This window comes from Amycolatopsis heterodermiae, assembly GCF_034929455.1.
Taxonomy (GTDB): domain Bacteria; phylum Actinomycetota; class Actinomycetes; order Mycobacteriales; family Pseudonocardiaceae; genus Amycolatopsis; species Amycolatopsis heterodermiae.
Genome location: NZ_JAYFSI010000004.1, coordinates 137697 through 159245, shown reverse-complemented (window position 1 = coordinate 159245; position 21549 = coordinate 137697). Strand labels below are relative to the sequence as shown.

The following is a 21549-nucleotide window of genomic DNA, read 5'->3' as shown; positions in this document are numbered from 1 at the left end:
GACGGGCCACACGCCGATTGCTTTTTGGGGGACGGACGCTCATGGAGGCAGACTCCCTCGCCACGCTGGTCGAGCTGAGTCCGGACGCGATCTGCGTCCACGAGAACGGCGTCGTCACCTACGCCAACCGCGCCGCCCTGGAGGCGTTCGCCGCCTGCACCGCCGACGAGGTCGTCGGCCGCCGGTTCACGGACTTCGTCACCGAGGACTCCCGGCCCGCGCTGCTGGAAAAGCTCGTGCTGCTGACCGAGCCGGGCGCGGCCACCGAGCCCGTCGAAGCCCTGATGTCCCGGCTGGACGGCAGCAAGTTCGCCGTCGAGACGCAGACCGTGCTCATGGCCGGGAACTCCTACCAGGTCGTCATGCGGGACATCACCGCGAAGAAGGCGGCCTCCGACGCCCTTCGCTACCAGGCCGCGCTCGTCGCCCACGTCAGCGACGCCCTGATCGCGACCACCGGCGAAGGCGTCGTGACCAGCTGGAACCCGGCCGCCGAGACGGTGTACGGGTGGACCGCCGCCGAAGCCGTCGGGCGCCGGGCGAGCGAGCTGGTCGGCGCGCCGCTCGACCTGCCGGCCCTCCGGCGCCGCGGTGGTGTCGCCGAAGCCCTGCACCGCGGACGGGACGGCGCACCGCTCACGGTCCGCGTTTCAGCAGCTGAGATGAACGACGGCTGGGTGCTCGTCTGCGCCGACGAAACCGCGCGGCGGCGGGCCGAGCAGAACTACCGCACGGTCGTCGCTTCGCTCGACGAAGGCGTGCTGATGGTGGGGCCGGGCGGGCTCATCGAAGCGGCGAACCCGGCGGCGTGCCGGATCCTCGGCGTCGCCGAGGCCGACCTCATCGGCGTCCCGTGCCACACGCTCGTGCTGTTCACCGAGGGCGGGCAGTGGATCCCGCCGGACGAGATGCCCTCGGTGCAGACGCGGCGGACCGGCGTCACGCACAACGGCCTGGTCGTGCGCCTGCGCCGGCCGGACGGCCGCGACGTCTGGGTGTCGCTGACCTCCCGGCTCCTCAACCCGGACGACCCGACGGCGGCGACCGTCGTCACGTCGTTCACCGACATCAGCGAGACCCGCGCGATCAGCGCCCGGCTCGCGCACGACGCCACCCACGACCCGTTGACCCGGCTGGCCAACCGGACCCTGGTCCTGGACCGCCTCGACGTCCGGGCCCGCCGGAGCGCGGCCACGGTGCTGTTCCTCGACTTGGACAAGTTCAAGGTCATCAACGACTCGCTCGGGCACTCCGTCGGCGACCAGGTGCTGCGGATCGTCGGCGAACGGCTGCGGCGCTGCTCGGGCCGCGCCGACCTGGTCGGCCGGCTGGGCGGCGACGAGTTCGTCGTCGTCACCAACGAGGTCACCGAGCCCGGCGAGGTCCGCGCGCTGGCCGAGCACCTGCGGGCCGCGCTGGCCGAGCCGATCGGCGTCCTCGGCCGGCAGCTGCACCTCGACGCCAGCATCGGCGTCGTGCTCGTCGACGGCGCGGACCGCCGCAGCGCCGAAGACCTGCTGCGCGACGCGGACGTCGCGATGTACCAGGCGAAGACGCTCGGGCGCGGCCGCCACCACTTCTTCGACGTCGGCCTGCGCGAGCGGATGCAGCGGCGGCTGCGGATGGAGCAGGACCTGCGCGACGCGGTCCACGACGGCCAGCTCTGGCCCGCCTACCAGCCGGTGGTCGACCTGAAGACCGGCGAGATGGTCGCCGTCGAGGCGCTGCTGCGGTGGACGCACCCCCGGCACGGCGCGATCTCCCCGGCGGAGTTCATCCCGCTGGCCGAGGAGAGCGACCTGATCAACGTGATCGGCAAGGAGATGCTCCGCGCGACCACCCGCGAGCTCGCCTCGCGCCGCGCGAACCAGGGGCTGGACCTGACGCTGAAGGTCAACATCTCGACCCGCCAGCTCGACGACCCGCACCTGGTGCCCGCGGTCCAGGACGCGCTCACCAGCACCGGCCTGCCGCCGAGCGCGCTCTGCCTGGAGGTCACCGAAAGCGCGTTGATGCGTGACCAGGAAGCGGCCGGGGAGGTGCTGGCCGCGCTGCGATCCCTGGGCGTGCTGCTGGCGATCGACGATTTCGGCACCGGCTATTCGTCGCTCGCGCAGCTGCGCCGGCTGACCCTGGACACGCTCAAGATCGACCGCTCGTTCATCACCGGCATCGCCGAATCACGCGACGCCGAGGCGATCGTCACGAGCATCATCGCGATGGCCCACGCGGTGGACCTGACCGTGATCGCCGAAGGCGTCGAGACCGCGGAGCAGCTGGACCTGCTCCGCAAGCTCGACTGCGACCAGGCGCAGGGTTACCACCTCGGCCGTCCGGTCTCGGCGGCCGAGCTGTTCGGCACTCAGTAGATCTTTCGCAGCCGGGCCAGTTCGTCCGGCGTCAGCTCGATCCCGAAGTCCTTGAGGGTGGTGTCGAGCTCTTCCGGTGCCACGGTGGTCGTTTCGCTGCTGCCGTCGGGCTTTTCGACGGTGAGTTCGCGGCCGAGCAGCTTCCGGCTGACGCCCGGCTCGAGCGTCATGATCACCACGCGCCCGGTGAACGGCGACTTCGGATGCGTCGAGGTGTAGTGGTGGAAGACCTCGTAGTCGATCGGGTACATCTCGTTGAGCCGGAAGTCGAGCAGGTCTTCGGTGCCCTTTTGGAGCGTCCACCAGCCGTTTTCGTGCCGCAGCCGGTGCGGCCAGCCGGCCTGGTCGGTCTCTTGCCCGTCCACCAGCGGCATCGGGTCGAGGATCCCGGCCCCGAACCCGACGTCGGTGAGGAAGCTTTCGCCGCCGACGTCCACGACGAGCGTCATGTGCGTGTACGGCCCGGGCCGCCGCGGCTGCACGCGCGCGGACAGCCGGTGGACGCGGTAGCCGAGCGCCTCGAGGACGGCGGCGAAGAGGCCGGACTGCTCGTAGCAGTAGCCGCCCCGCCGCCGCCCGACGAGCTTCGCGCTCACGACGTCCAGCGAAATCCCTTGGTGCTGCTGGAGAATCACGTCGATGTTCTCGAACGGGATCGCGTTCACGTGGGCCCGGGTGAGGTCCTTGAGCGCTTCCGCCGACGGCGGACGGCGTTCCTGCCCGGTGCGCGCCAGGTAGGCGTCGAGGTCGAAGCTCATGGTTCCAGGATGCAACCTCGACCAAGATCGAGGTCAAGCCTCGTGGATCACCTGGCGCACCTCGACGGCGGTGTACCGCGCGTCCGGAATCTCCGCAGCCAGCTCGACAGCGCGTGCCTCACTCGCGACGTCGACGACGTAGTAGCCGCAGAGGAAGGAGTCGGCCTCGACGAAGGTGCCGCTCTCTACGCTCGGCGTGCCTTTTTCGACGCGGACGGTCTTGGTCCCGGCGGGATCGACGAGAGCCTTGGTCTCGACCATCTCGCCGGAGCCGGTGATCAGCTTGGTGAAGGTGCCGTGGCCTTCGTAGACCTCGTTCTTCTGGTCGTCGGTGAGGGTGGCCCAGAGGGTCGGGTTCATGTGCAGCGTGAGCAGGTATCGCATGTCGGCTCCCCTTTTGTGGGTGGCAGCCCGTCCTTGGGCCGCCTTCGCCGCTGGGTCGACGCCGTCCGCCGGTTCCGGACACGGCTGGTCGCGGTTCACTCGTCCGGCCTAACGCAGGCTCGTGACCAGGTACCGCTCGTCGGTGATCTCGCCGCCCCACAGAGCGGGATCGTCCAACGGCCGCACGTCCACCTCTCGCCGGTGCACCCTGACCAGACGCCGGCATTCCTCGGCCGCCAGCCCGGCTCCGGTGAACCACCGCCCTTCGACGAGCACGAGCCGCCCGCCAGGCTTCAGCAACCGCACCCAAGTCCCGACGGCGGCCGCCGGATCAGCCATGGCCCACAACACATGCCGCACCAGAACGACGTCACAGGAGTGGTCATCGACCGGCGGATCAGCAGCATCACCATGGCTGAACTCGACCCGCGTCCCGGCCTTCTTCCGCGCCTCCTCGAGCATCCGCCGGGAGAGATCAACCCCGTGCACGCGATGCCCGGCCTCGGCGAGCAGAAGCGAGAGACTCCCGGTCCCACAACCAAGATCCGCGACCACGGCCGCCGGCGGCAGAAGCGGAAGAAGCAGCGCGGCCCAGGCGTTCCGGACTTCGGGATCGCGGAGGCCGTGGTCGGGCTGCTCGTCGAAGGTGGCGGCTTCGTCGTCCCAAGGGTCGTGCGTCACAGCCACTTCACCGTCTCCCGATGCCGTCCGAGCCCGACGGCGTCGAACTCGTCGAAGCACCGCTTCCAGGCCGTACATGCCCTCATTCTGGCTCACCGGGTAACGAAAAAACCGCCTCGACTGAGTCGAGACGGTCTTCGTGAGCGGTGGCCAGGGCCGGGGTCGAACCGGCGACCTTCCGCTTTTCAGGCGGACGCTCGTACCAACTGAGCTACCTGGCCGGGAACGCCGGCCTGGAGCCGAACGATCTTGCGACCCTGACGGGACTCGAACCCGCGACCTTCGCCGTGACAGGGCGACGCGCTAACCAACTGCGCCACAGGGCCTTGCGTACTGCTTTACTACGGTACTACGTACTCCCAACGGGATTCGAACCCGCGTTGCCGCCTTGAAAGGGCGGAGTCCTAGGCCGCTGGACGATGGGAGCCCGATCAGTTTCGGCTAACCGACCGACCGCGCTCTCAGGTTGTCCCCCGGGAGCGATTACAAGCATAGGGCACGCCGCCACCCCTTTGCACCGGGGGTTCCTTAACCCCGCACCGGCGCCGGGACCTGCGCAAACGTCGACAGCCGGCGCTCCAGTTCGATCACCTCGCCCGCCGTCAGCGCCGACGCCAGCAGTTCGCCGACCCGATCGTCGATCAGGGACTCCGCTCGGTGCCAGCGGTCGCTCAGGTCCGGCTTGCGCTCGGCCGACGCCACCAGCTCGTCCGCCGCGTCCTGCGGCCACGCCGTGCGCAGCAGGCGCTCGCGGCCGCCCTCGGGGTCGACCACCACCGCCTCCGGCACCGACAGGCCCACCGCCCGCAGCGCCGCGAAGTGCAGGCCGCCGCGCAGCTCGCGGAAGACCATCAGCGCGAACCCGAGACGCTCGACGTCACCCTCGGGACGCTGCGCGCGCCGCCAGCCGGCGAAGAGCGCGAGACCGCTCGCGTCCGCGGCGTCGACCACGCGGAACAACAGGTCCGCCAGGCGACCCGGCTCGGATACGGCCGAAAGGTTGACGCGGGACCAGCGCGCCGATGACTCCGCGTAGGCGCGGACCGCGGCGACCGCGTCCAGGGCCTCCTGCGCCGGCGGCAGGACGTAGTCGAACAGCCAGTGCGGGAAGATGCCGAACAGCTCCGCGGCGACGTGCGGCGGCACGTCGCCGAGCACCGCCGATCGGCCTCGCACGTACAGCGAACGCGGCGGCAGACCCACCTCGCTCTCGACCGCCGCAAGCTCCGGCGACGTCATGAACTTGCCGCCCAGCACCTGCACCACCGGCCGGATCCGGCTCGCCACCCCGGCCGCGTCCTCGATCGCCGTCATGTCCGCCCCTTTCGACCCGGCAAACGTAACACTGTTACGAAACCTGCGTCAAGAAACCGGCGACCACTCGGAAATTACCCCCGAAAAAGGGCGACAACCTGCACGAACATCACCGGACAGGCCCGGCGGCACCCACACCGCCCACCGGACCCCCGGCCGACCACCCGCTCAACGCTGGACCGGCGCTTGCCCGTCCTCGTCCAGGTTCAGCCCCAGCATCTCCAGCAACTGGACGCAGTCCTCGACCCCCAGCGCACCGTTCGCCACCGCCAGCCGAGCCCGCCGGACCTGATCGTCCGACACCCGCTGCGTATCCGCGGCCCCGCTCCGCTGAGCCGGCAACCCTCCGGCGAACGGAGCAGCACCCCCATCGGCACCTTCGTACCGAAGGAGGAACTGCCGCACTTCAACAGACCCGCTCATAGCCCCTCCATACGGCTCACAACAACTTGGCCGCGAGGCTAACCAGCGCAAGCCGCCACACACAGCCCCCCGGAGAGTGAACCTGAGGCCACGCTCCGCTCAACGCAGCGCAATCAGCACACCCGGAGAACAACACCACCCGAACGAACGTCACCCCGGACGCGAAGTGACACCGCACGCGGAAATTTCCCGCTCTCCACTCGCCCAACCACGCAAGACGTGCAACAATCGAGGTGCTGACACACCCCCGGTCAGCGCCTGTGGAGATCCCCTCCGACCCCCGCGTTCCTCCCCCTGGCGCGGGGGTCCTCCATTTCTCGAGTCCCTTCGGGCTTCGCCCTTCAGGGCTCGATCATTTCGTTCATATCTCCCGGGGGCCGAGCCCCCGGACCCCCACGGTGCGGTTGCCAGACTTCCAGCGTTTCCTGAGGGCGTTTCGCAAAGTGATCGACTCGTACTGTTAGTGACTGATTGCGGTGCGTTTACTGGTGGTTCGGCTATTCAGGTGGCGGTTGGGCTGATTGGGTAAATTAATCGGCGTGTTGTGGCTCACAGTGGTTTGTGGTGTGAGACCTAACCGTTATCGTGTGGCTCGTGCCCCTTCCCTCACTCGGCCGCTTGAGCAGCCGCACGAACCTCAAGGCAGTGTCCTCCGGGCGTCACCGCGGTGCCGCCAAGACCGCCGACGACGGTGTTGTCGAGGACAAGGAACTCACCAGCTACCTGGCCGCCCTGGCGCCCGATGCTGACAACGAGAGCACCGGGACCGGCAAGCGGTTCGGGGAAGCTCAGGTCTTTCAGCTGCGGATGAGCCTCATCGCCAGCAAGCAGCTCTCCGACGTCGCCGAGGCGCGGGGGATCTCTCCCCAGGCGCTCGCGCAGGAGTGGATCCTCGAGCGGCTCAACTGGGAGGGGCAGGCCGCCTCTCTCCAGGACCAGCGGCAGGTCCAGGGCCAGGACGAAGAGCTGACCGACCTCACCGACGAGTTCCACTTCCCCGCCGACGCGTTCGACGCGCCGGCCGTCGGACGTCGCTGAACCCCGGACCACATGAGAAAGGGCCCCCGGCCGGCAGCCGGGGGCCCTTCACTCAGGCCTTAAGACGCGCAAAGGGCCTGTCTCAGATCGCGCGGACCTTCTGGGCCTGCGGGCCCTTCTGGCCCTGGCCGACCTCGAACTCCACTCGCTGGTTCTCCTCGAGGGTGCGGAAGCCACGCCCCTCGATCTCCGAGTAGTGAACGAACACGTCGCCTTCGCCGCCGTCCTGCGCGATGAAGCCGAAGCCCTTCTCCGCGTTGAACCACTTCACAGTGCCTTGCGCCACCGCTGTTCTCCTCGTTACACAGATCCGCTTCGAATGCCACCGAAGCGGCACCCCGGCCGTCCCGGGCGGTTCCAACGAGTCGAGTCAAGAGAGCGTGTCGGCTCCATGGCTCGCGTCAGAAGTTCCGCGAGTGTGAAGCCACGAACACGCAAAACGACGGCCTGCAAGCAGACTACCGGGATCTGGCCAAAGTTGAACCCCGTGATCGAGGCGAAAAACGCCTGTCACGGCCAAGGTCACCGGAACGTCGTAGGGCTCCCCACCCGCTTCTGTCGGACCCACCGGTTAGTCTTGCGCAGCACATCGGCTCCGTGATCACCGGATACGGCTCGGAGCCGACCGTGCCCCCTCCGTTAAGGCCCACCGGATCGGCTGTGACGTTCGTCACTCGAACATTGCTCAACGTTCGAGGTCCGCGAGGCGTCTCGAAGAGGGGAAGCACCAAAGGGGCAAAGGGGAATGGGTGTGACGGTGAGGAACTCCACGCGGCGCCGGGGCGCGGCTGTGGCACTGGGCTTGGTCGCAGTGCTGACGCTGGGGGCGTGCAGCAGTGAACCGACGGTGTCGGCGAGCGGCACGTCGGGCGGGGGCCCGACGCAGGCGCCGGCTCCCACCGCGCAGCCCGCGAAACTGGCGGTGAGCCCGGCCGCGGGCGCGCAGGACGTCGCGCCCGGCGAGCCGGTCGGCGTCAAGGTCGACAGCGGCACGATCGTCTCGGTCACGCTGACCAACCCGGACGGCAAGCAGGTCCAGGGCCAGACGTCGGCGGACAAGAAGAGCTGGAACACCACCGAGCAGCTCGGCTACGGCAAGACCTACACCTGGTCCGGCCAGGCGCAGGGCTCCGACGGCAAGAACGTGCCCATCGGCGGCACGTTCACCACCGTCAAGCCGAGGCGGCAGACGCAGGCCAGCCTGAACGTCGGTGACGGCCAGACGTACGGCATCGCGATGCCCATCGCGCTGACCTTCCCGAGCCGCGTCACCGACAAGGCCTCCGTCGAGAAGGCGCTTTCCGTCGAGACCACGCCGAAGACCGAGGGCTCCTGGGCCTGGCTGAACGGCGACACCACGGTGCACTGGCGGCCGAAGGAGTACTTCAAGCCCAACACGCAGGTGAAGGTCAACGCCAAGATCTACGGCGTCAAGATCGGCGACGGCGTGTACGGCAAGCAGGACGTCTCGGCCAGCTTCGCCATCGGGCGCTCGCAGATCGTCAAGGGCAACACCACGCAGCACACCATGCAGGTGATCCGCGACGGCCAGCAGATCGCCGACTACCCGGTCAGCTACGGCCTCGACTCCGACCCGGGCCGCGTCACCCACAGCGGCACGCACGTCGTGATGGGCAAGCAGGCCACGTACGCGATGAGCAACCCGAAGTACCACTACGAGAACGTCGTGGTGCCGTGGGCGGTCCGGATCTCCAACAACGGCGAGTTCATCCACGGCCTGGCCGCGTCGGTCTGGGCGCAGGGCAAGAAGAACATCTCGCACGGCTGCCTGAACCTCTCGCCCGCGCGCGCCAAGGAGTACTACGACGGCGTGCTCACCGGCGATCCGGTCGAGATCACCGGCAGCACGCAGACGCTGACGGCCAAGGACGGCGACTACAGCGACTGGACCTACGACTGGGCGAGCTGGCAGAAGCTGTCGGCGCTGGCCGGCTGAGCCACAAGACCACCGACGAACACCGGGCGGCCGGGAAGTCCAGTGCGGACTTCCCGGCCGTTCGTGTTCCACCAGAACCCGCGAAATCCGATGCAACCCCGGCGAGCACCCACCGCATGACTACGGGCAGAGGCGCGGCGATCGACAGCCGCGCCCGCGAGAATGAGGAGCTGTCTTGCGTATCCGCATCGCCCTGTCCCTCGGCGCGCTCGTGCTCGCCGGTGGTGCCCTGACCGGTGGCGTCGCCATGGCCCAGTCGCAGCCGACGGCGCCGCCGCAGGCCACGACCGCCCGCCCGGCCGCGCCGACGCTGGCCCCCGCGCCGACCGAGACCAGGCGTCCCGCGCCCAGCGCCGTGCCCCGCGAGGCGACGAAGCTGCCGACGGTCCCCCGTGCCGAGCAGGCTCCGCGCGTCCCGCGCGCCGTCCCGGCCGGTCCGACCGGCGACCTGCACCTCCCGGCGATCTGGGAGACCCGGTAGCCAGGTGATCTCCCGCTCCCGTCCGTCGACCGGGCCGGGCTCGCCGTGGGACGGCGAGTTCGCCCGGTACTTCGGCGAGCGCGCGCACAGCCTCCGGTCCACGGCGTACCTGCTCTGCGGTGACTGGCACCAAGCCGAAGACCTCACGCAGGCGGCCCTGATCAAGCTGTACCTCGCCTGGCCGAGGCTGTCGCGCCACGACACCCTGGACGCCTACGCCCGCAAGGTCGTGCTCCGCACGTTCCTCGCCGAGCACCGGCGCAGCAGGTGGAAACGGGAGCGGCTCACCGACACCCTGCCGGAGCTCCCGGCGGAACCCGCCGGGAGCGACCAGGACATGCTGGTCCGGCAGGCACTGGCCGTACTGGCCCCCAAGCAGCGCGCCGTGCTGGTGCTGCGGTACTTCGAGGACCTGAGCGTCGAGGAGACGGCGCAGGCCCTCGGCTGCAGCACCGGCACGGTGAAGAGCCAGGCCTCCCGGGGCCTGGCGACGCTGCGCAACCGGCTCGGCCCGCACTACAGCGCGCTGTCGTTCAGCGCACCCACGGAGGGGAGGTGACGAACATGGACCCCGAAGACGACGTCCGCGTGATCCTGACCGGCGCGGCCGCCGACACGCCGCCGATGCGGCTCGAGGCCGCCGACGTGATCGAACGCGGTGGCCGGATCCGGCGACGACGCAAGCGGATGGCCGTCGTGGGTACCTCGACCGCGACGGCGGTGATCCTCGCGGTGGCCGGTTTCCTGGCCGGCTACCGCTTCGGGCCGCCGGATCCGGTGCAGCCCGCCGACCCCGGCCTGTCCACGATCGGCACCGCTCCCCCGTCCCCGACGAAGGCCCCGGCGCAGGAGGAGGTCCCCGCGACGTCGATCGCGCCGCCGGCCGCTCAGCCGGGTCAGTCACCGCAACGCACCCCGCTGCGGCCGGTCCCCAGCTCGACGACGGTCCGCAAGACCGAGCGGCCCTCGTCCCCGCCGAGCGCGAACCCGGCCGACACCAGGCAGAAGATGCCGACGGCACCGACCGAGGCGACCACCACCCGCTAGCTGTTGCGGAACGACCCGCGACGCACGTGTGCCCCGCCCGGTGATCCGGACGGGGCACACGTCTTTGCGAGGCGGATCCGCTCAACGCTGAGCGGAAGCGCCGGTCAGGGACTTGCCGCCCCCGCTGTCCTCGGTGTCGATCTGCTCGATCGGCACCTGCGAGGTCTCCGGGATCTTGATGATCGGGATGATCGCGATCAGGGCGGCCGCCATCAGGTAGTACGCCGGCCAGTCCGGGTTGCCGGTGCTCTGGATCAACGCCGTCACGATGACACCGCAGGTACCACCGAACAGCGACGTCGAGATGTTGTAGCCGATCGCGAACGAGCCGTACCGGACGCGGGTCGGGAACATCGCCGGGAACGTCGAGCCGATCACCGCGAGCATCAGCACCAGCAGGATCGCCACGATCAGGAACCCGACGAACAGCCAGAAGATGCTGCCGGACTGCATCAGCTTCAGCGACGGCCAGCTCAGCACCAGGAACCCGATGGCCGCGGTGAGCAGCAGCGGTTTCCGGCCGATCTTGTCGGACAGCGCACCCAGCGGGATGATGATCGCCATCTGCAGGACCTCGACGGCGATGATGATCAGCGTCGACGTGTTGTCGTTGATCTTCAACGTCTCGGTGAAGTACGTCGGCATGGTCGTCAGCAGCAGGTAGTCCGCGACGTTCAGCAGCAGCACGATGCCGATCAGGTTGAGGATCATCCGCCAGTTGCGGGTGAAGATCTCCTTGAGCGGCGCCTTCCGCGGCTTCTCGCCCGAGGCCTCCAGCCGGCGGAACTCGGGGGTGTCCTCGAGCTTGTTCCGCAGGTAGAGCCCGACGAGGCCCAGCGGCAGCGCGACGAAGAACGGGATCCGCCAGCCCCAGGCGTCGACCTGGTCGGCCGACAGCGAGAGCGTCACGGCCAGGACGACGAGGTTGCCGAGCACGTACCCGGCGAGCGTCCCCAGTTCGAGGAAGCTGCCGAAGAAGCCACGGCGCTTGGTCGGCGAGTACTCGGCGATGAACGTCGCCGCGCCGCCGTACTCACCGCCGGTGGAGAAGCCCTGGATGATGCGCAGGAGCAGGATCGCGATCGGGGCCGCGATGCCCATGCTGTAACCGCCGGAGTACGTCGGCAGGACGCCGACCAGGAAGGTGCAGCCCGACATCAGCAGGATCGTGATGGCCAGGACCTTCTGGCGGCCGATCTTGTCCCCGAGCGGGCCGAAGAACGCCCCGCCGAACGGCCGCACGATGAACCCGACCGCGAGCAGCGCCAGCGACTTGAGCACGGCGTTGCCCTCGCCGGGGAAGAACTCCGAGCCGATGCTGACGGCGATGGCGCCCGAGGTGAAGACGCCGTAGTCGTACCACTCGGTGGCGTTCCCCATCGCGGACGCCCACACCGCCCGCTTGACGGTTCTCTCGTCCACCGACGGTTTGCCCGTCGTTGCTGCAGGTTCGCTCATGCCGACGACGACCTCCTCCGTGCGGTGCCCACTGGGCCGTTCGAGCTCATCACTCCAGTCTTGCCCGGTCGCCGCAGGTCGGCAGTCTGAGCCGGAGAATCTCTACGGTGTGGAATTTTCCGGCTACTGAGAGGTGTACGTTGCCCGGTCACGTCGCGGGCCGGACGAAGCGGACGACTACCGGCGAGTTAACGTCAGCGCATGAGTCGTGTTTCCCAGCCCTGGCCGCCGGTACCGGTGGAGCCGGCGGTCCCGCACCCGAAGGCCCCCGTGGCCGGCACCGAGCTGGGTGTGCACTTCGGCGAGTGCTTCGGCTGCGGCGACGAGGCCGACGCCGGGCTGCACCTGCGCTCGACCGTCGGTGAGGGCCAGGTCGTGCACTCGCGGTTCACCGTCACCGCGGCCCACCAGGGCGCCCCCGGGCTCGCCCACGGCGGCCTCCTGGCCTGCGCGTTCGACGAGGCGCTCGGCTCGACGGTCGGCAACCTGATGCGCCGCCCGGCGGTCACCGGGAAGCTGGAGACGGACTTCCGCCGCCCGGTGCCGGTCGGCTCGACGCTGTTCATCACCGCGCGCCTCGACGGCATCGCCGGCCGCAAGATCTACGTCAGCGCGGACGGCCGCCTCGACGCCGAGGACGGCCCGATCGCGGTGAGCGCCCGTGCCCTGTTCATCGTGGTGGGCTTCGACCACTTCTCCAACCACGGCGACCCGCAGGCGCTGGAGAAGCTGGCCGCGCAGCACGAGAAGAACCAGCGCGAACGCGGCGACTGGGAGATCAACCCCTGACACCGTGTCGTCCATCCCGGTACGCGTGTCGTCCACCCGAGTACGCGTGTCGTCCGCCCGATCACACGTGATGCCTCTCCAATCACGCGAGATGCCCGCCCAATCACGCGAGATGCCCGCCTAGTCACGCGAGTCGCGCGACTGATCACGCGAGATCCGCGTACCGGAACGGCGAACTCGCGTACCCAGGCGGACGACTCCCGTACCTGGATGGACGACACGCGTACCCAGGCGGACGGTACGCGTGTCCGAGGGTCGGGCAGGGTCCTGATCAGGTGAGGGTGCGCGGGCGGATGGCGTTCGCCTTGTCCACCAGCTCCACCCGCTGCTCGACCGTCGCCGCCAAACGCGCCAGGGCTCGGTAGCAGCGCTCCAGGCCGAACTGCAGCTCGCGCTCGTCCAGCTGGCAGCCGAGCACCCGCCCGCCCGGTGACGGCGGGCCCTGGCGAGGGCCGCGAAGCCACTCGTACGCGGCTTCGAGCACCCCGGCCGAGAGCTTCGTGCGGCGCTCGGCGTCCAGGCGGAGACGTTCGAGCCGGGCCGACGCGTCGAGCAGGTCGTGCTCGCTGACCAGGGCTTCCTTGCCCGCTGCCCGGGTCGCGGTCGTCTTGATCTTGATCGCGGCGACCTGCGCGTCGACGTAGTGCGTCGACGACGGCGGCACCGTCTCGAGCACCTCGACCGCGCTGGTCCGGGCGCCCTGCGCCAGGTAGACGCGGGCGAGGCCGAAGGCGGCGCTGACGTAGTTGCGGTCGGTCCGCCAGACCAGCTCGTAGAACCGCGCAGCCGCGAAGTAGTCGCCGACGCCCTCGGCGCTGACCCCCAGCGCCAGCTTCGGCGCGATCTCGCCCGGCAGGTCGTCGTACACCGCTTCGAACGCGACGTGCGCGACGCGCGAACGGCCGCCCGCCAGCTCGATCAGGCCGCGGTACCAGTCGATCCGCCAGTCGTGCGGGAAGCCGTTCTTGATCGCCAGGTACTGCGCCGCCTGCAGCTGGCGCTGCGCCTCGGACAGCTCGCCCAGCTCGATCCGGGCACGGACGATCCGCAGCCGCACCTCGATCGACTCGCGGGGCGCGCCGGCCAGCGCCTCGATCGCGCCGCGCGGCTCGAGCGACGTCGTCGTGGCGAGCACGCCCGCCGCCGGGTCGTCCGTGTCGACCTGCGGGATCGGCAGGCCGGCGACGACCTCGGCCGCGCCGGGCAGCGGCACGCTCCCGCCGGCTTCCGGCACCACGAGCTGCACGCCGAACGTGCGGCTCTCCGGGCCGAACACCGTGGACGCGCCGGGCCGCGGCTTTCCGGTGCCCAGCGCCATGATCTCGCGCAGCACCCCGGTGAGCTGGTCGGCCATCTCCTCGGCGGAGAGGAACCGCCGGTCCGGGTCGGCGTGCGTCGCGCGCTTCAGGAACCGGTGGTACGAACCGAAGAGCGCGAACAGCGGGACCGCGTCCGAGCCCGGCAGGGTCGACTTGAACTTCGTGGTGTAGCCGGTGAACTCGAAGCTCAGCACGGCGAGCGTGCGCCCGACGGTGAACAGGTCCGACGCGATCGACGCGCCCTGCGTCGCCAGCTCCGGCGCGCTGTAGCCGGTGGTGAAGAACAGCGGGCTCTCGTAGTCGTCGGTCCGCCGGACCGCGCCCAGGTCGATCAGCTTCAGCTGCTCGTTCGTCTGGATCACGTTGTCCGGCTTGAGGTCGCAGTAGAGCAGGCCCTGGCTGTGCAGGTAACCCATGGCGGGCAGGATCTCCAGCCCGTACGCGATGACCTGGCCGATCGGCAGCGGCTCCGGACGACGGCTCTCCCGGTGGTGCGCCAGCGCGAGCTGCCGCAGGGACTGGCCGCCGACGTACTCCATCACGATGTAGCCGACGGTCGTGCCGCTGTGCGCGTCCGGGTGCTGCACGAAGTTGTGGATCTTGACGATGTTCGGGTGCTCGACCTCGGCCAGGAAGCGCTGTTCGTTGGCCGCGGCCGCCATCGCCGTCGCGTCACCGGTGTCGATCAGTCCTTTGAGGACGACCCAGCGGTCGCTGACGTTGTGGTCCTGCGCCAGGTAGATCCAGCCCAGGCCGCCGTACGCGATCGCGCCGAGCACCTCGTACTGGCCGCCGACCAGTTCGTTCGGCTGCAGCTTCGGCAGGAAGGAAAACGGCGCGCCGCAGTTTTCGCACTTTCCTTCGGGCGAACCGGGTTTCCCGTCGACACCGCGGCCGACCTTCGCGCTGCAGCTGCCGCAGAAGCGCTTTTCCTCCGACACCACCGGGTTCGTCAGCACCGCCGACGCCGGGTCGCGCGCGGGGACCGGCGGGACCTCGACCAGCCCGGCGCCGAGCCGGCCGCGGCGCGAGCGCGACGTCCGGGACGACGTCCGCCGCGACGTGCCGGGGAACGAACCGGAGCCGGACCCTGAACCGCTGCCCGTCCCGGCGCCCGTGCCCGTGCCGGTCCCGGTGCCGGTGTGCCTGCCGTCGCTGCTGCGCTCGGGCAGCACGCTCTCGGTGCCCGGGTCCGGCAGCATCCCCGGCCCGGTCTCCGGCCGCGGCACCGGCGGCATGATGCTCTGGGTCTCCGGCGCCGGCGCCGCGAGCACGCTCGTCGGCTGCGGCGCGTTCGGGTCCGGCCGGACGGCCTGCGTCGGCTCCACCGGAGGCGCAACCGGCGGCGCGCCAGGCGGGGCAACAGGCGGCGCGACCGGGGTCATCCGCCCCGGCGGCCGGGTCGGGTCGTTGGCGCCCGGGATCTGCCCGCGCACGAAGGTCCGCTCACCCCGCGGCGGCGTCGGCGGACGCCGGACCGGCGCGTGGAAGACGGTCTTCTCGGCGGCGGGCGGCTCGGTGTCGTCGAGCCGCCCGGAGATCGACGGCTCGGGCGTCTCCCACCGCACCGGTGGTGGCGGCTGCCAGCTCGGCGGGGCCACCTGCTGCTCGTCGTCCGGTGCGGCGTGCCGAGGACGGCGCGGCTCCTCCGACACTGCTACCTCCCAGATCCCCGACGACGTACGAGGACCGATTCTAGTCGCGCGCGACTCACTGGTACTGCGGTGACGGCGGGGACGCCGGGCCCAGCGAGGACTCCACCCACTTGTGGTAGCTGTCCTGCCAGGCGCCGTTGCCGCGGACGTTGTCCAGCACCGCGTTGACGTACTTGACCATGTCCTCGTCGTCCTTCGGCACGCCGATGCCGTAGTTCTCCTCGGTGAACTGGTCGCCGACGACCTGCAGCGTCGGGTCCTGCGCGGCCATCCCGGCGAGAATGGTGTCGTCGGTCGACACCGCCTCGACCTGGCCCTGCTGGAGCATCACCAGGCAGTCCGACCAGTTGTCCACCGAGACCGGCACCGGCTTCGCCGGGTCCGTCGCGATCTTCGCCAGCGACGTCGACTTCTTCGCCGCGCACACCCGCTTGCCGGTCAGGTCGGTCAGCTTCCGGACCGGGGACTCCTTGGTGACCAGGATCCGCTGCCCCGCCTTGTAGTAGACGGACGAGAACTGGACGACCTTCCGGCGGTCGCACGTGATGCTGTAGGTCCGGACCACGACGTCGACCTGGTGGTCCTTGAGGACGTTCTCGCGCTGCGACGACGGGATCGCGCGGAACTGGACGTGCCCGTCCGCCGAGCCGAAGATCGCCTTGGCGATCTGGTTGACCATGTCGATGTCGAAGCCCTCGAGGTTGCCCGTGGTCGGGTTGCGGAACCCGAACAGGTACGTCGTCTGGTCGACGCCGGCGATCAGCTTCCCGCGTTCCTTGATCTTCGCCATGGTCGAGCCGGAGGGGATCGACGTCCCGCTCGGCGCGAGGCTGGCCAGCGGGTTGCAGCTGGTGTCGGCGCCGCCGCCGGCCGTCGAATCCGGGCCGCCGACGTGCGCGGGCTGCGGCCAGGCGGCGTTGCTGACCGGTGCCGGGTCGACCGGTTTCCCGGGACTCCCGCAGGCCGCCGCCAGTGCCGCGACGACGACGAGCACGCCCGTCCGGACCGCGTAACCCCGCCTGCTCACCGGTACTCCCTCAGTCGCTCCCGGATTCCCATGGTGACACCCGCCGCGGCGACGATCGCGAGAACGGCCAAACCGGGCGCGAGGAGCGTCAGCGCGCGGTCGCCGTTGTGGGTGCTGTCGAGGAACTCCTGCCGCCCGACGTCGATCGCGTCCTGGAGGCTGTCGTCGAGCCGCCGGAACGCCGGTGCCGAGCCGTCGGTCTTGTCCTCCAGCACCGCGAGGTCGACGGCTTCCTGGTACTGCCCGGAGTCGTCGCGGGAGCGGACCTGCTTGTGCGCCTGGAACCAGTCGTTCGCGGCCTTGGTCGCGTCGGCGACCTTCTTGGCGCCGTCACCGTCCGGGATCAGGCTGCGGGCTTCGGCGAGCAGGCCGCCCTGCCCGTCGGCCCCGGCCAGCTGGACGGCGTTGGTGCCGAAGTCCTTTTCGTAGGCGGCGCCGTCGCCGCGGGCGACCAGCGTCAGCGTTTCGTCGGCGCGGGCCTGCAGCGCCGCGATGCGCGCGCGGACGAGGACGTCGACGCGGTGCGAGCCGTCGTCCTGGCCGCCACCGACCAGGCTGCCCTGCACGATCAACGCGACCGAGCCCCACAGCAGCGAGACCACGACGGCGGCCGTCGCGACGACGAGCCCGACGTTCAGCAGCCGGTTGGTCCGGCGGGTCAGGTAGACCTGGGCGACGACGAGCGCGGCCAGCAGCGCGACCATAAGGATCACGGCGAGCCACGGGAAGCCGGTGGCGCTGTCCTGCTCTTCGATCAGCTTCTCGGTGTCGACGCGGTAGAGGTCCTGGGCGGCGGGCAGGATCTTCGCCCGCATCAGCTCGGACGCCTCGCGCAGGTAGGACGCGCCGACCGGGTAGCCGAGCCGGTTGTTCGACCGCGCCGTCTCGACCAGGCCGGTGTAGACCGGCAGCGACTGGTTCAGCACGTCGACCGGGCCGGCCGCGTCGGCGACGTCACCGGAGTCGGAGGCCGCCTTCGCGAGCGCCGCACCGGCTTCGGCGATGTCACGCTCATAGCGCTGCCGGAGTTCGGGCGGTTCGGTGCCGATGGAGAGGAACGCGCTCGCCGCGGTCGCGTCGGCGTCCGACAGCGACCGGTAGACCTGCTGGGACGCGGCGGCGAGGGGTTCGCGGTGGTCGATGACCCCGGTGATCGTGTTGTCGCGGTTCTGCACCGACAGCGTCGCGACGAGCCCGGCGACGAGGGCCAGCAGCACCAGCCCGACGGCGATCACGGTGAGCCGGCCCGGGGTGGTCGCGGCCGACCGGATGATCGCGCGTATCCCCTGGCCAGGAAGGTCCAGCAGGCCCAGCAGGCCGCTGCGGCCCCCGGCGCGATCGCGGCCGTCCGGTGGCGACGGCGGTGCGGGTCCCGGCGCGGGCGCGGTGGGACCCGGCGCCGTCGCAGTGCTGGTCATCCCCGAGTCCTCCCCATGAACGCTACCCGCAGAAAGGTAGCCGAGTCGCCCCGCGCGCGGGCACCGGCACCGCCCGCTGTCATCAGCACGTGATCTCAGAGACGGTGAGACAGCGCATAGCGGACGGCCTCCGCGCGATGCCGGGCGCCGATCTTCGCGAAGGCGTTGTTGATGTGGGTTTTGACCGTCGCCTCACCGATGAACAGCTCGGCCGCGATCTCCGTGTTGGTCAGGCCGCGCGCGATCAGGCCGAGGACTTCGGCCTCCCGGGCGGTCAGGCCGTCCGGCAGCTCGGCCTTGGCGCGCGGCGCGGGCCGGCCGTCGAGCGCGGCGACGAGCCGGTCGGAGACCGCGGCGGTGAAGGTCGCCTGGCCGGCGGCCGCGGATCTCAGGGCGGCGGCGATCTCGGCGCGGCCGGCGTCCTTGGTCAGGTAGCCGCGGGCGCCGGCGCGCAGGGCGTCCGCGATCGACGTGTCGTCGGCGTAGGTCGTCAGCACGACGACGGCGGTGCCGGGGTGGTCGCGCCGGATCAGCCGGGTCGCGGCGACGCCGTCCAGCTCCGGCATCCGCAGGTCCATCAGCACGACGTCGGCGGGGTGCGTGGCCAGCGTCTCGACCGCTTCACGGCCGTTGGCCGCCGAGGCCACGACCGTGATGTCGTCGAGCAGGCCGAGCAGCGCGACCAGGCCCTCGCGGACCGCCTGCTGGTCGTCCGCCACGACCACCCTGATCAACTCCGCACCTCCGCGAGCACGCACCACCGGCCGTCTTCCGGGCCCGACGCCAGGGTGCCACCGGCGAGCGCGAGCCGCTCGCGCATCCCGGCCAGCCCGAAACCTTCACCTGTTCGAGTGAACTCCCCGAGGTTGTTGGTGACGTCGAGCCGGACGTCGTCGTCCGCGTAGGTCAACCGCATCCGGACGTCCTCGCCCGGCGCGTGCTTGCCCGCGTTGGTCAGCGCTTCGCGCGCGATGCCGACCAGCGCGACGACGGCCGCGGACGGCAACGGCCGTGACGTGCCCTCGGCGTCGAAGGCCACCGAAACCCCGTGGTCACGGGCGTGCGCGGCGGCCACCGCGGCGAGCGCGTCGGCCAGCGGCAGGACGTCCCGGCGGAGCGCGGCGACGGCGTCGCGGGCCTCGGCCAGGCCGTCGTTGGCGAGCCGCCGGGACCGCCGGACGGTCGCGAGCGCACCGTCCACATCGGACTTCTCGGCGAGCAGCGCCTCGGCCAGCTCGAGCTGGACCCCCAGCGCTCCCAGCGAATGCGCGAGGACGTCGTGCAGCTCGCGCGCGATCCGCGTGCGCTCGTCGAGCGCGGCGGCCCGCGCGTGCTCGGCCTGCGCGAGCCGCGTCTGCTCCAGCAGCGCTTCCGCCTGTTTCGCCTGCACCTCGTACTGCCGCCGGTTGAGCCCGAGCAGCACGAGCAGGAGCATCACGCCGATATCGACGAGCCCGAGGCCCGTCCCGGCGACGGCGGACGACGTCACCGCCAGCACGACATCCGCCACGCCGATGCCGACGATCGCCGCGACACCGACCGTGACCAGCGTCGCGAGCCGGCCCAGCGCGACGACGGACAGCACGATCGCCGACGAGTCCCCGGCCCAGCCGAGGACGGCGGCCGGCACCGCGCCGGCCACCGCGAGCAGCGCCGCCGCCGTCCTCGGCAGCCGGTAGGCCAGGACGACGAACCCCAGCCAGCACGCCGCGGAAACGCCGTAACAGGCCCAGATCCGTGGATCCGGCTCCCGCGCGGTCAGCAGCGTCGCCGCGATGAAGAGCGTGCCGAGCAGCTGCACCACCAGCCACGACGGCGCGATGGTGTCCGGCAGCAACGGCCGCTTCGGCAACACTCCCCCCTTACTTGTGGGTCAGGCTCGTGATCAGCTCGACGAGGATCAGCCGGTAGGCGATGAACGCCACCAGCACCACGACGCCGACCACAGCGAGCCCGAGCACGGTCTTCCCGGTCATCTTTCCCCCACGGTTGTGTTCCGTCGCCTTGGCGATGGCCAGGCGGATGAGATCCGACTTGTTCATGGCGACGACGCTACGAACGAAGCGGGGTGGACCGGGACCGTCGGCGGGTGGAGCCGGGGGTGGAGTTCAGCCGCGGATGGCCGGGGCGAGCGAGTGCGGCAGCACGGCTTCGGCGTTGTCCGGCCGCCGGACCAGCACCTCGACGTCGTCGGCGAAGCGGTACGGCTTCGCGCCGAGGATGCCGCCGAAGTGCCGCCGGAGCCGGGACATCTCGGCGCGGACGGTGACCGTGCGGCCGGCGTCGCCGAACAGGTCGAGCGATAGCTCGGACGCCGAGCGGCCGTCGCGGCGGCTGGCCAGGACGTACAGCATCTCCGCGTGGCGCGGGCTCAGCCGGTGCGTCCAGGTGCCGGCGCCGCTCGTCACCGTCAGGTCGGGCTCCCGGGGCGACCGGACGTCGAGGACGACGCGGGTGAGCGGCGCGACCTCGTCTTCGGTCAGCCGGATCAGCCAGCCGCCCGGCACCGGTTCCACCGCGACGCTGCCGTACGCCGGCAGCCACGCCCGGCCCGGCGCGAGCCCCGACGGCAGGGCGATCCGGTCGACCGGCGCGAGCCCGGAGGCCGCGGCGACCCAGCCGTGCTCGTCGGCCACGACGGCCGGCCCGCCGACCTTCGCGAGCACCGGCACCGCGAAGCCGCGAAGGCGTTCCAGCTCGGTGAGGTGGGTGGTGCGCAGCTGGGTCTCCGCCAGCCGCGTCACGGCGTCGACCAGCGCCAACGTCGACGCGTGGACGGTCGAAGCCGGGCCGGAGAGATCGACGACCCCGAGCAGCCTGCCGTCGCGCGGGTCGTGCAGCGGCGCGGCGGCGCACGTCCAGAAGTGCTGGGCCCGGACGTAGTGCTCGGCGGAGTAGACCTGCATCGCGCGGCGCGTGACCAGCGTCGTGCCGATCGCGTTGGTGCCGACGGCTTCCTCCTGCCAGTCGGCGCCTTCGACGAACCCGACCCGGTCGGCCCGGCGACTGACCGCGGCACTGCCGTCGCGCCAGAGCACGTGCCCGCCCGCGTCGACGATCACCATGATGTGCGCGGCCTGCTCGGCGAGGCTGGTCAGGCCGCCGCGCAACGTCGGCAGCGCCTCGGCCAGCCCGCTCGCGCGACGGCGTCCTTCGAGCTGTTCGAAGGTCAGGACGGGCGCGGTGGGCACGCCGTCCGGGTCGACGCCGAGCCGGCGCATCCGTTCCCAGGACGCGCTGATCACCGGCCGTGGCCTGGTGGGCAGCTCCCGGCCGGCCACCGCCGCTTCGTGCACCCGAGCGAGGACGTGCGCGTGCTGCCGGGGGTCGGCCCCGGCCGGCAACGCTGCCTCGAGGTCCCGCTGACCCAACCACCGCTCCTCGCGCTCGACGCCCCCAGTCTGCCTTTTCGGCCGGGTGATCGGTAGGTG

21 protein-coding genes and 3 tRNA genes are annotated in these 21549 nt (G+C 70.8%); 7 read left to right on the top strand and 17 right to left on the bottom strand.

The window, feature by feature from the left end; all coding sequences use genetic code 11:
• Positions 1-41: 41 nt before the first annotated feature.
• Entirely contained in the window at positions 42-2369 is a 2328-nt protein-coding gene (locus VA596_RS19665) for a sensor domain-containing protein (protein WP_323329204.1), read from the top strand.
• On the opposite strand, the gene VA596_RS19660 is transcribed toward VA596_RS19665, so the two are convergent.
• The 8 genes from VA596_RS19660 to VA596_RS19625 all read right to left on the bottom strand — a co-directional run bounded on the left by VA596_RS19660 (position 2363) and on the right by VA596_RS19625 (position 5929).
• Positions 2363-3127 (bottom strand): arylamine N-acetyltransferase family protein, encoded by a 765-nt coding sequence (locus VA596_RS19660; RefSeq protein ID WP_323329202.1) that lies wholly within the window; start codon positions 3125-3127, stop codon positions 2363-2365. The two genes, VA596_RS19665 and VA596_RS19660, sit on opposite strands and share 7 nt — an antisense overlap.
• Positions 3128-3160: 33 nt before the next feature.
• Positions 3161-3511, bottom strand: a complete 351-nt coding sequence (locus tag VA596_RS19655) for a YciI family protein (RefSeq protein WP_323329200.1) — start codon at positions 3509-3511, stop codon at positions 3161-3163.
• 108 nt (positions 3512-3619) lie between these two features.
• Complete coding sequence (locus VA596_RS19650; protein ID WP_323329198.1) at positions 3620-4270, bottom strand: class I SAM-dependent methyltransferase; 651 nt, start codon at positions 4268-4270, stop codon at positions 3620-3622.
• Positions 4271-4339: 69 nt separating this feature from the next.
• Positions 4340-4413: transfer RNA gene (locus VA596_RS19645), tRNA-Phe, on the bottom strand.
• A gap of 31 nt (positions 4414-4444) precedes the next feature.
• A tRNA-Asp gene (locus VA596_RS19640) sits at positions 4445-4518 on the bottom strand.
• Positions 4519-4546: 28 nt separating this feature from the next.
• Positions 4547-4619, bottom strand: a tRNA-Glu gene (locus tag VA596_RS19635).
• 101 nt (positions 4620-4720) lie between these two features.
• On the bottom strand, positions 4721-5506 hold the full coding sequence (locus tag VA596_RS19630; protein ID WP_323329196.1) for an SCO6745 family protein: 786 nt from the start codon (positions 5504-5506) through the stop codon (positions 4721-4723).
• 168 nt (positions 5507-5674) lie between these two features.
• The gene (locus VA596_RS19625; RefSeq protein ID WP_323329194.1) at positions 5675-5929 is read right to left on the bottom strand and encodes a hypothetical protein; all 255 of its coding nucleotides are present in this window, start codon (positions 5927-5929) and stop codon (positions 5675-5677) included.
• 594 nt (positions 5930-6523) lie between these two features.
• Between VA596_RS19625 and VA596_RS19620 the strand changes: the two genes are divergently transcribed.
• The gene (locus tag VA596_RS19620) at positions 6524-6967 is read left to right on the top strand and encodes a hypothetical protein (RefSeq protein WP_323329192.1); all 444 of its coding nucleotides are present in this window, start codon (positions 6524-6526) and stop codon (positions 6965-6967) included.
• Between the two features lie 82 nt (positions 6968-7049).
• On the opposite strand, the gene VA596_RS19615 is transcribed toward VA596_RS19620, so the two are convergent.
• On the bottom strand, positions 7050-7253 hold the full coding sequence (locus VA596_RS19615) for a cold-shock protein (RefSeq protein WP_003097368.1): 204 nt from the start codon (positions 7251-7253) through the stop codon (positions 7050-7052).
• A gap of 459 nt (positions 7254-7712) precedes the next feature.
• Here VA596_RS19615 and VA596_RS19610 point away from each other — a divergent pair, with 459 nt between their 5' ends.
• The 4 genes from VA596_RS19610 (at position 7713) to VA596_RS19595 (ending at position 10452) form a co-directional block, all read left to right on the top strand.
• Positions 7713-8924: a L,D-transpeptidase gene (locus VA596_RS19610; protein WP_323329179.1), complete on the top strand. Its 1212-nt coding sequence runs from the start codon at positions 7713-7715 to the stop codon at positions 8922-8924.
• Positions 8925-9099: 175 nt separating this feature from the next.
• On the top strand, positions 9100-9405 hold the full coding sequence (locus VA596_RS19605; RefSeq protein WP_323329177.1) for a hypothetical protein: 306 nt from the start codon (positions 9100-9102) through the stop codon (positions 9403-9405).
• A 4-nt stretch (positions 9406-9409) separates the two neighbouring features.
• Complete coding sequence (locus VA596_RS19600; RefSeq protein WP_323329175.1) at positions 9410-9964, top strand: SigE family RNA polymerase sigma factor; 555 nt, start codon at positions 9410-9412, stop codon at positions 9962-9964.
• A gap of 5 nt (positions 9965-9969) precedes the next feature.
• Entirely contained in the window at positions 9970-10452 is a 483-nt protein-coding gene (locus VA596_RS19595) for a hypothetical protein (protein ID WP_323329174.1), read from the top strand.
• Between the two features lie 81 nt (positions 10453-10533).
• Here the strand turns inward: VA596_RS19595 and VA596_RS19590 are convergent, their stop codons facing one another.
• On the bottom strand, positions 10534-11874 hold the full coding sequence (locus VA596_RS19590) for an MFS transporter (RefSeq protein ID WP_323329726.1): 1341 nt from the start codon (positions 11872-11874) through the stop codon (positions 10534-10536).
• 237 nt (positions 11875-12111) lie between these two features.
• Here VA596_RS19590 and VA596_RS19585 point away from each other — a divergent pair, with 237 nt between their 5' ends.
• Complete coding sequence (locus VA596_RS19585; protein WP_323329172.1) at positions 12112-12699, top strand: PaaI family thioesterase; 588 nt, start codon at positions 12112-12114, stop codon at positions 12697-12699.
• Positions 12700-12970: 271 nt separating this feature from the next.
• On the opposite strand, the gene VA596_RS19580 is transcribed toward VA596_RS19585, so the two are convergent.
• The 7 genes from VA596_RS19580 to VA596_RS19550 form a co-directional block, all read right to left on the bottom strand.
• On the bottom strand, positions 12971-15673 hold the full coding sequence (locus VA596_RS19580; RefSeq protein ID WP_323329170.1) for a serine/threonine-protein kinase: 2703 nt from the start codon (positions 15671-15673) through the stop codon (positions 12971-12973).
• A gap of 55 nt (positions 15674-15728) precedes the next feature.
• Complete coding sequence (locus VA596_RS19575; protein ID WP_323329168.1) at positions 15729-16700, bottom strand: glutamate ABC transporter substrate-binding protein; 972 nt, start codon at positions 16698-16700, stop codon at positions 15729-15731.
• A complete protein-coding gene (locus VA596_RS19570) occupies positions 16697-18118 on the bottom strand; it encodes a hypothetical protein (protein ID WP_323329166.1) in 1422 nt (473 codons plus the stop codon). The genes VA596_RS19575 and VA596_RS19570 overlap by 4 nt, the downstream gene beginning before the upstream one ends.
• Positions 18119-18213: 95 nt before the next feature.
• Positions 18214-18852: a response regulator transcription factor gene (locus tag VA596_RS19565; RefSeq protein WP_323329164.1), complete on the bottom strand. Its 639-nt coding sequence runs from the start codon at positions 18850-18852 to the stop codon at positions 18214-18216.
• On the bottom strand, positions 18849-19970 hold the full coding sequence (locus VA596_RS19560) for a sensor histidine kinase (RefSeq protein WP_410171900.1): 1122 nt from the start codon (positions 19968-19970) through the stop codon (positions 18849-18851). The genes VA596_RS19565 and VA596_RS19560 overlap by 4 nt, the downstream gene beginning before the upstream one ends.
• Positions 19971-19980: 10 nt before the next feature.
• Positions 19981-20160: a hypothetical protein gene (locus VA596_RS19555; RefSeq protein WP_323329160.1), complete on the bottom strand. Its 180-nt coding sequence runs from the start codon at positions 20158-20160 to the stop codon at positions 19981-19983.
• Positions 20161-20226: 66 nt separating this feature from the next.
• Positions 20227-21489 carry a GAF domain-containing protein gene (locus VA596_RS19550; RefSeq protein ID WP_323329158.1) on the bottom strand — a complete coding sequence of 421 codons (1263 nt, stop codon included), beginning with the start codon at positions 21487-21489 and terminating at the stop codon, positions 20227-20229.
• Positions 21490-21549 lie beyond the last annotated feature (60 nt).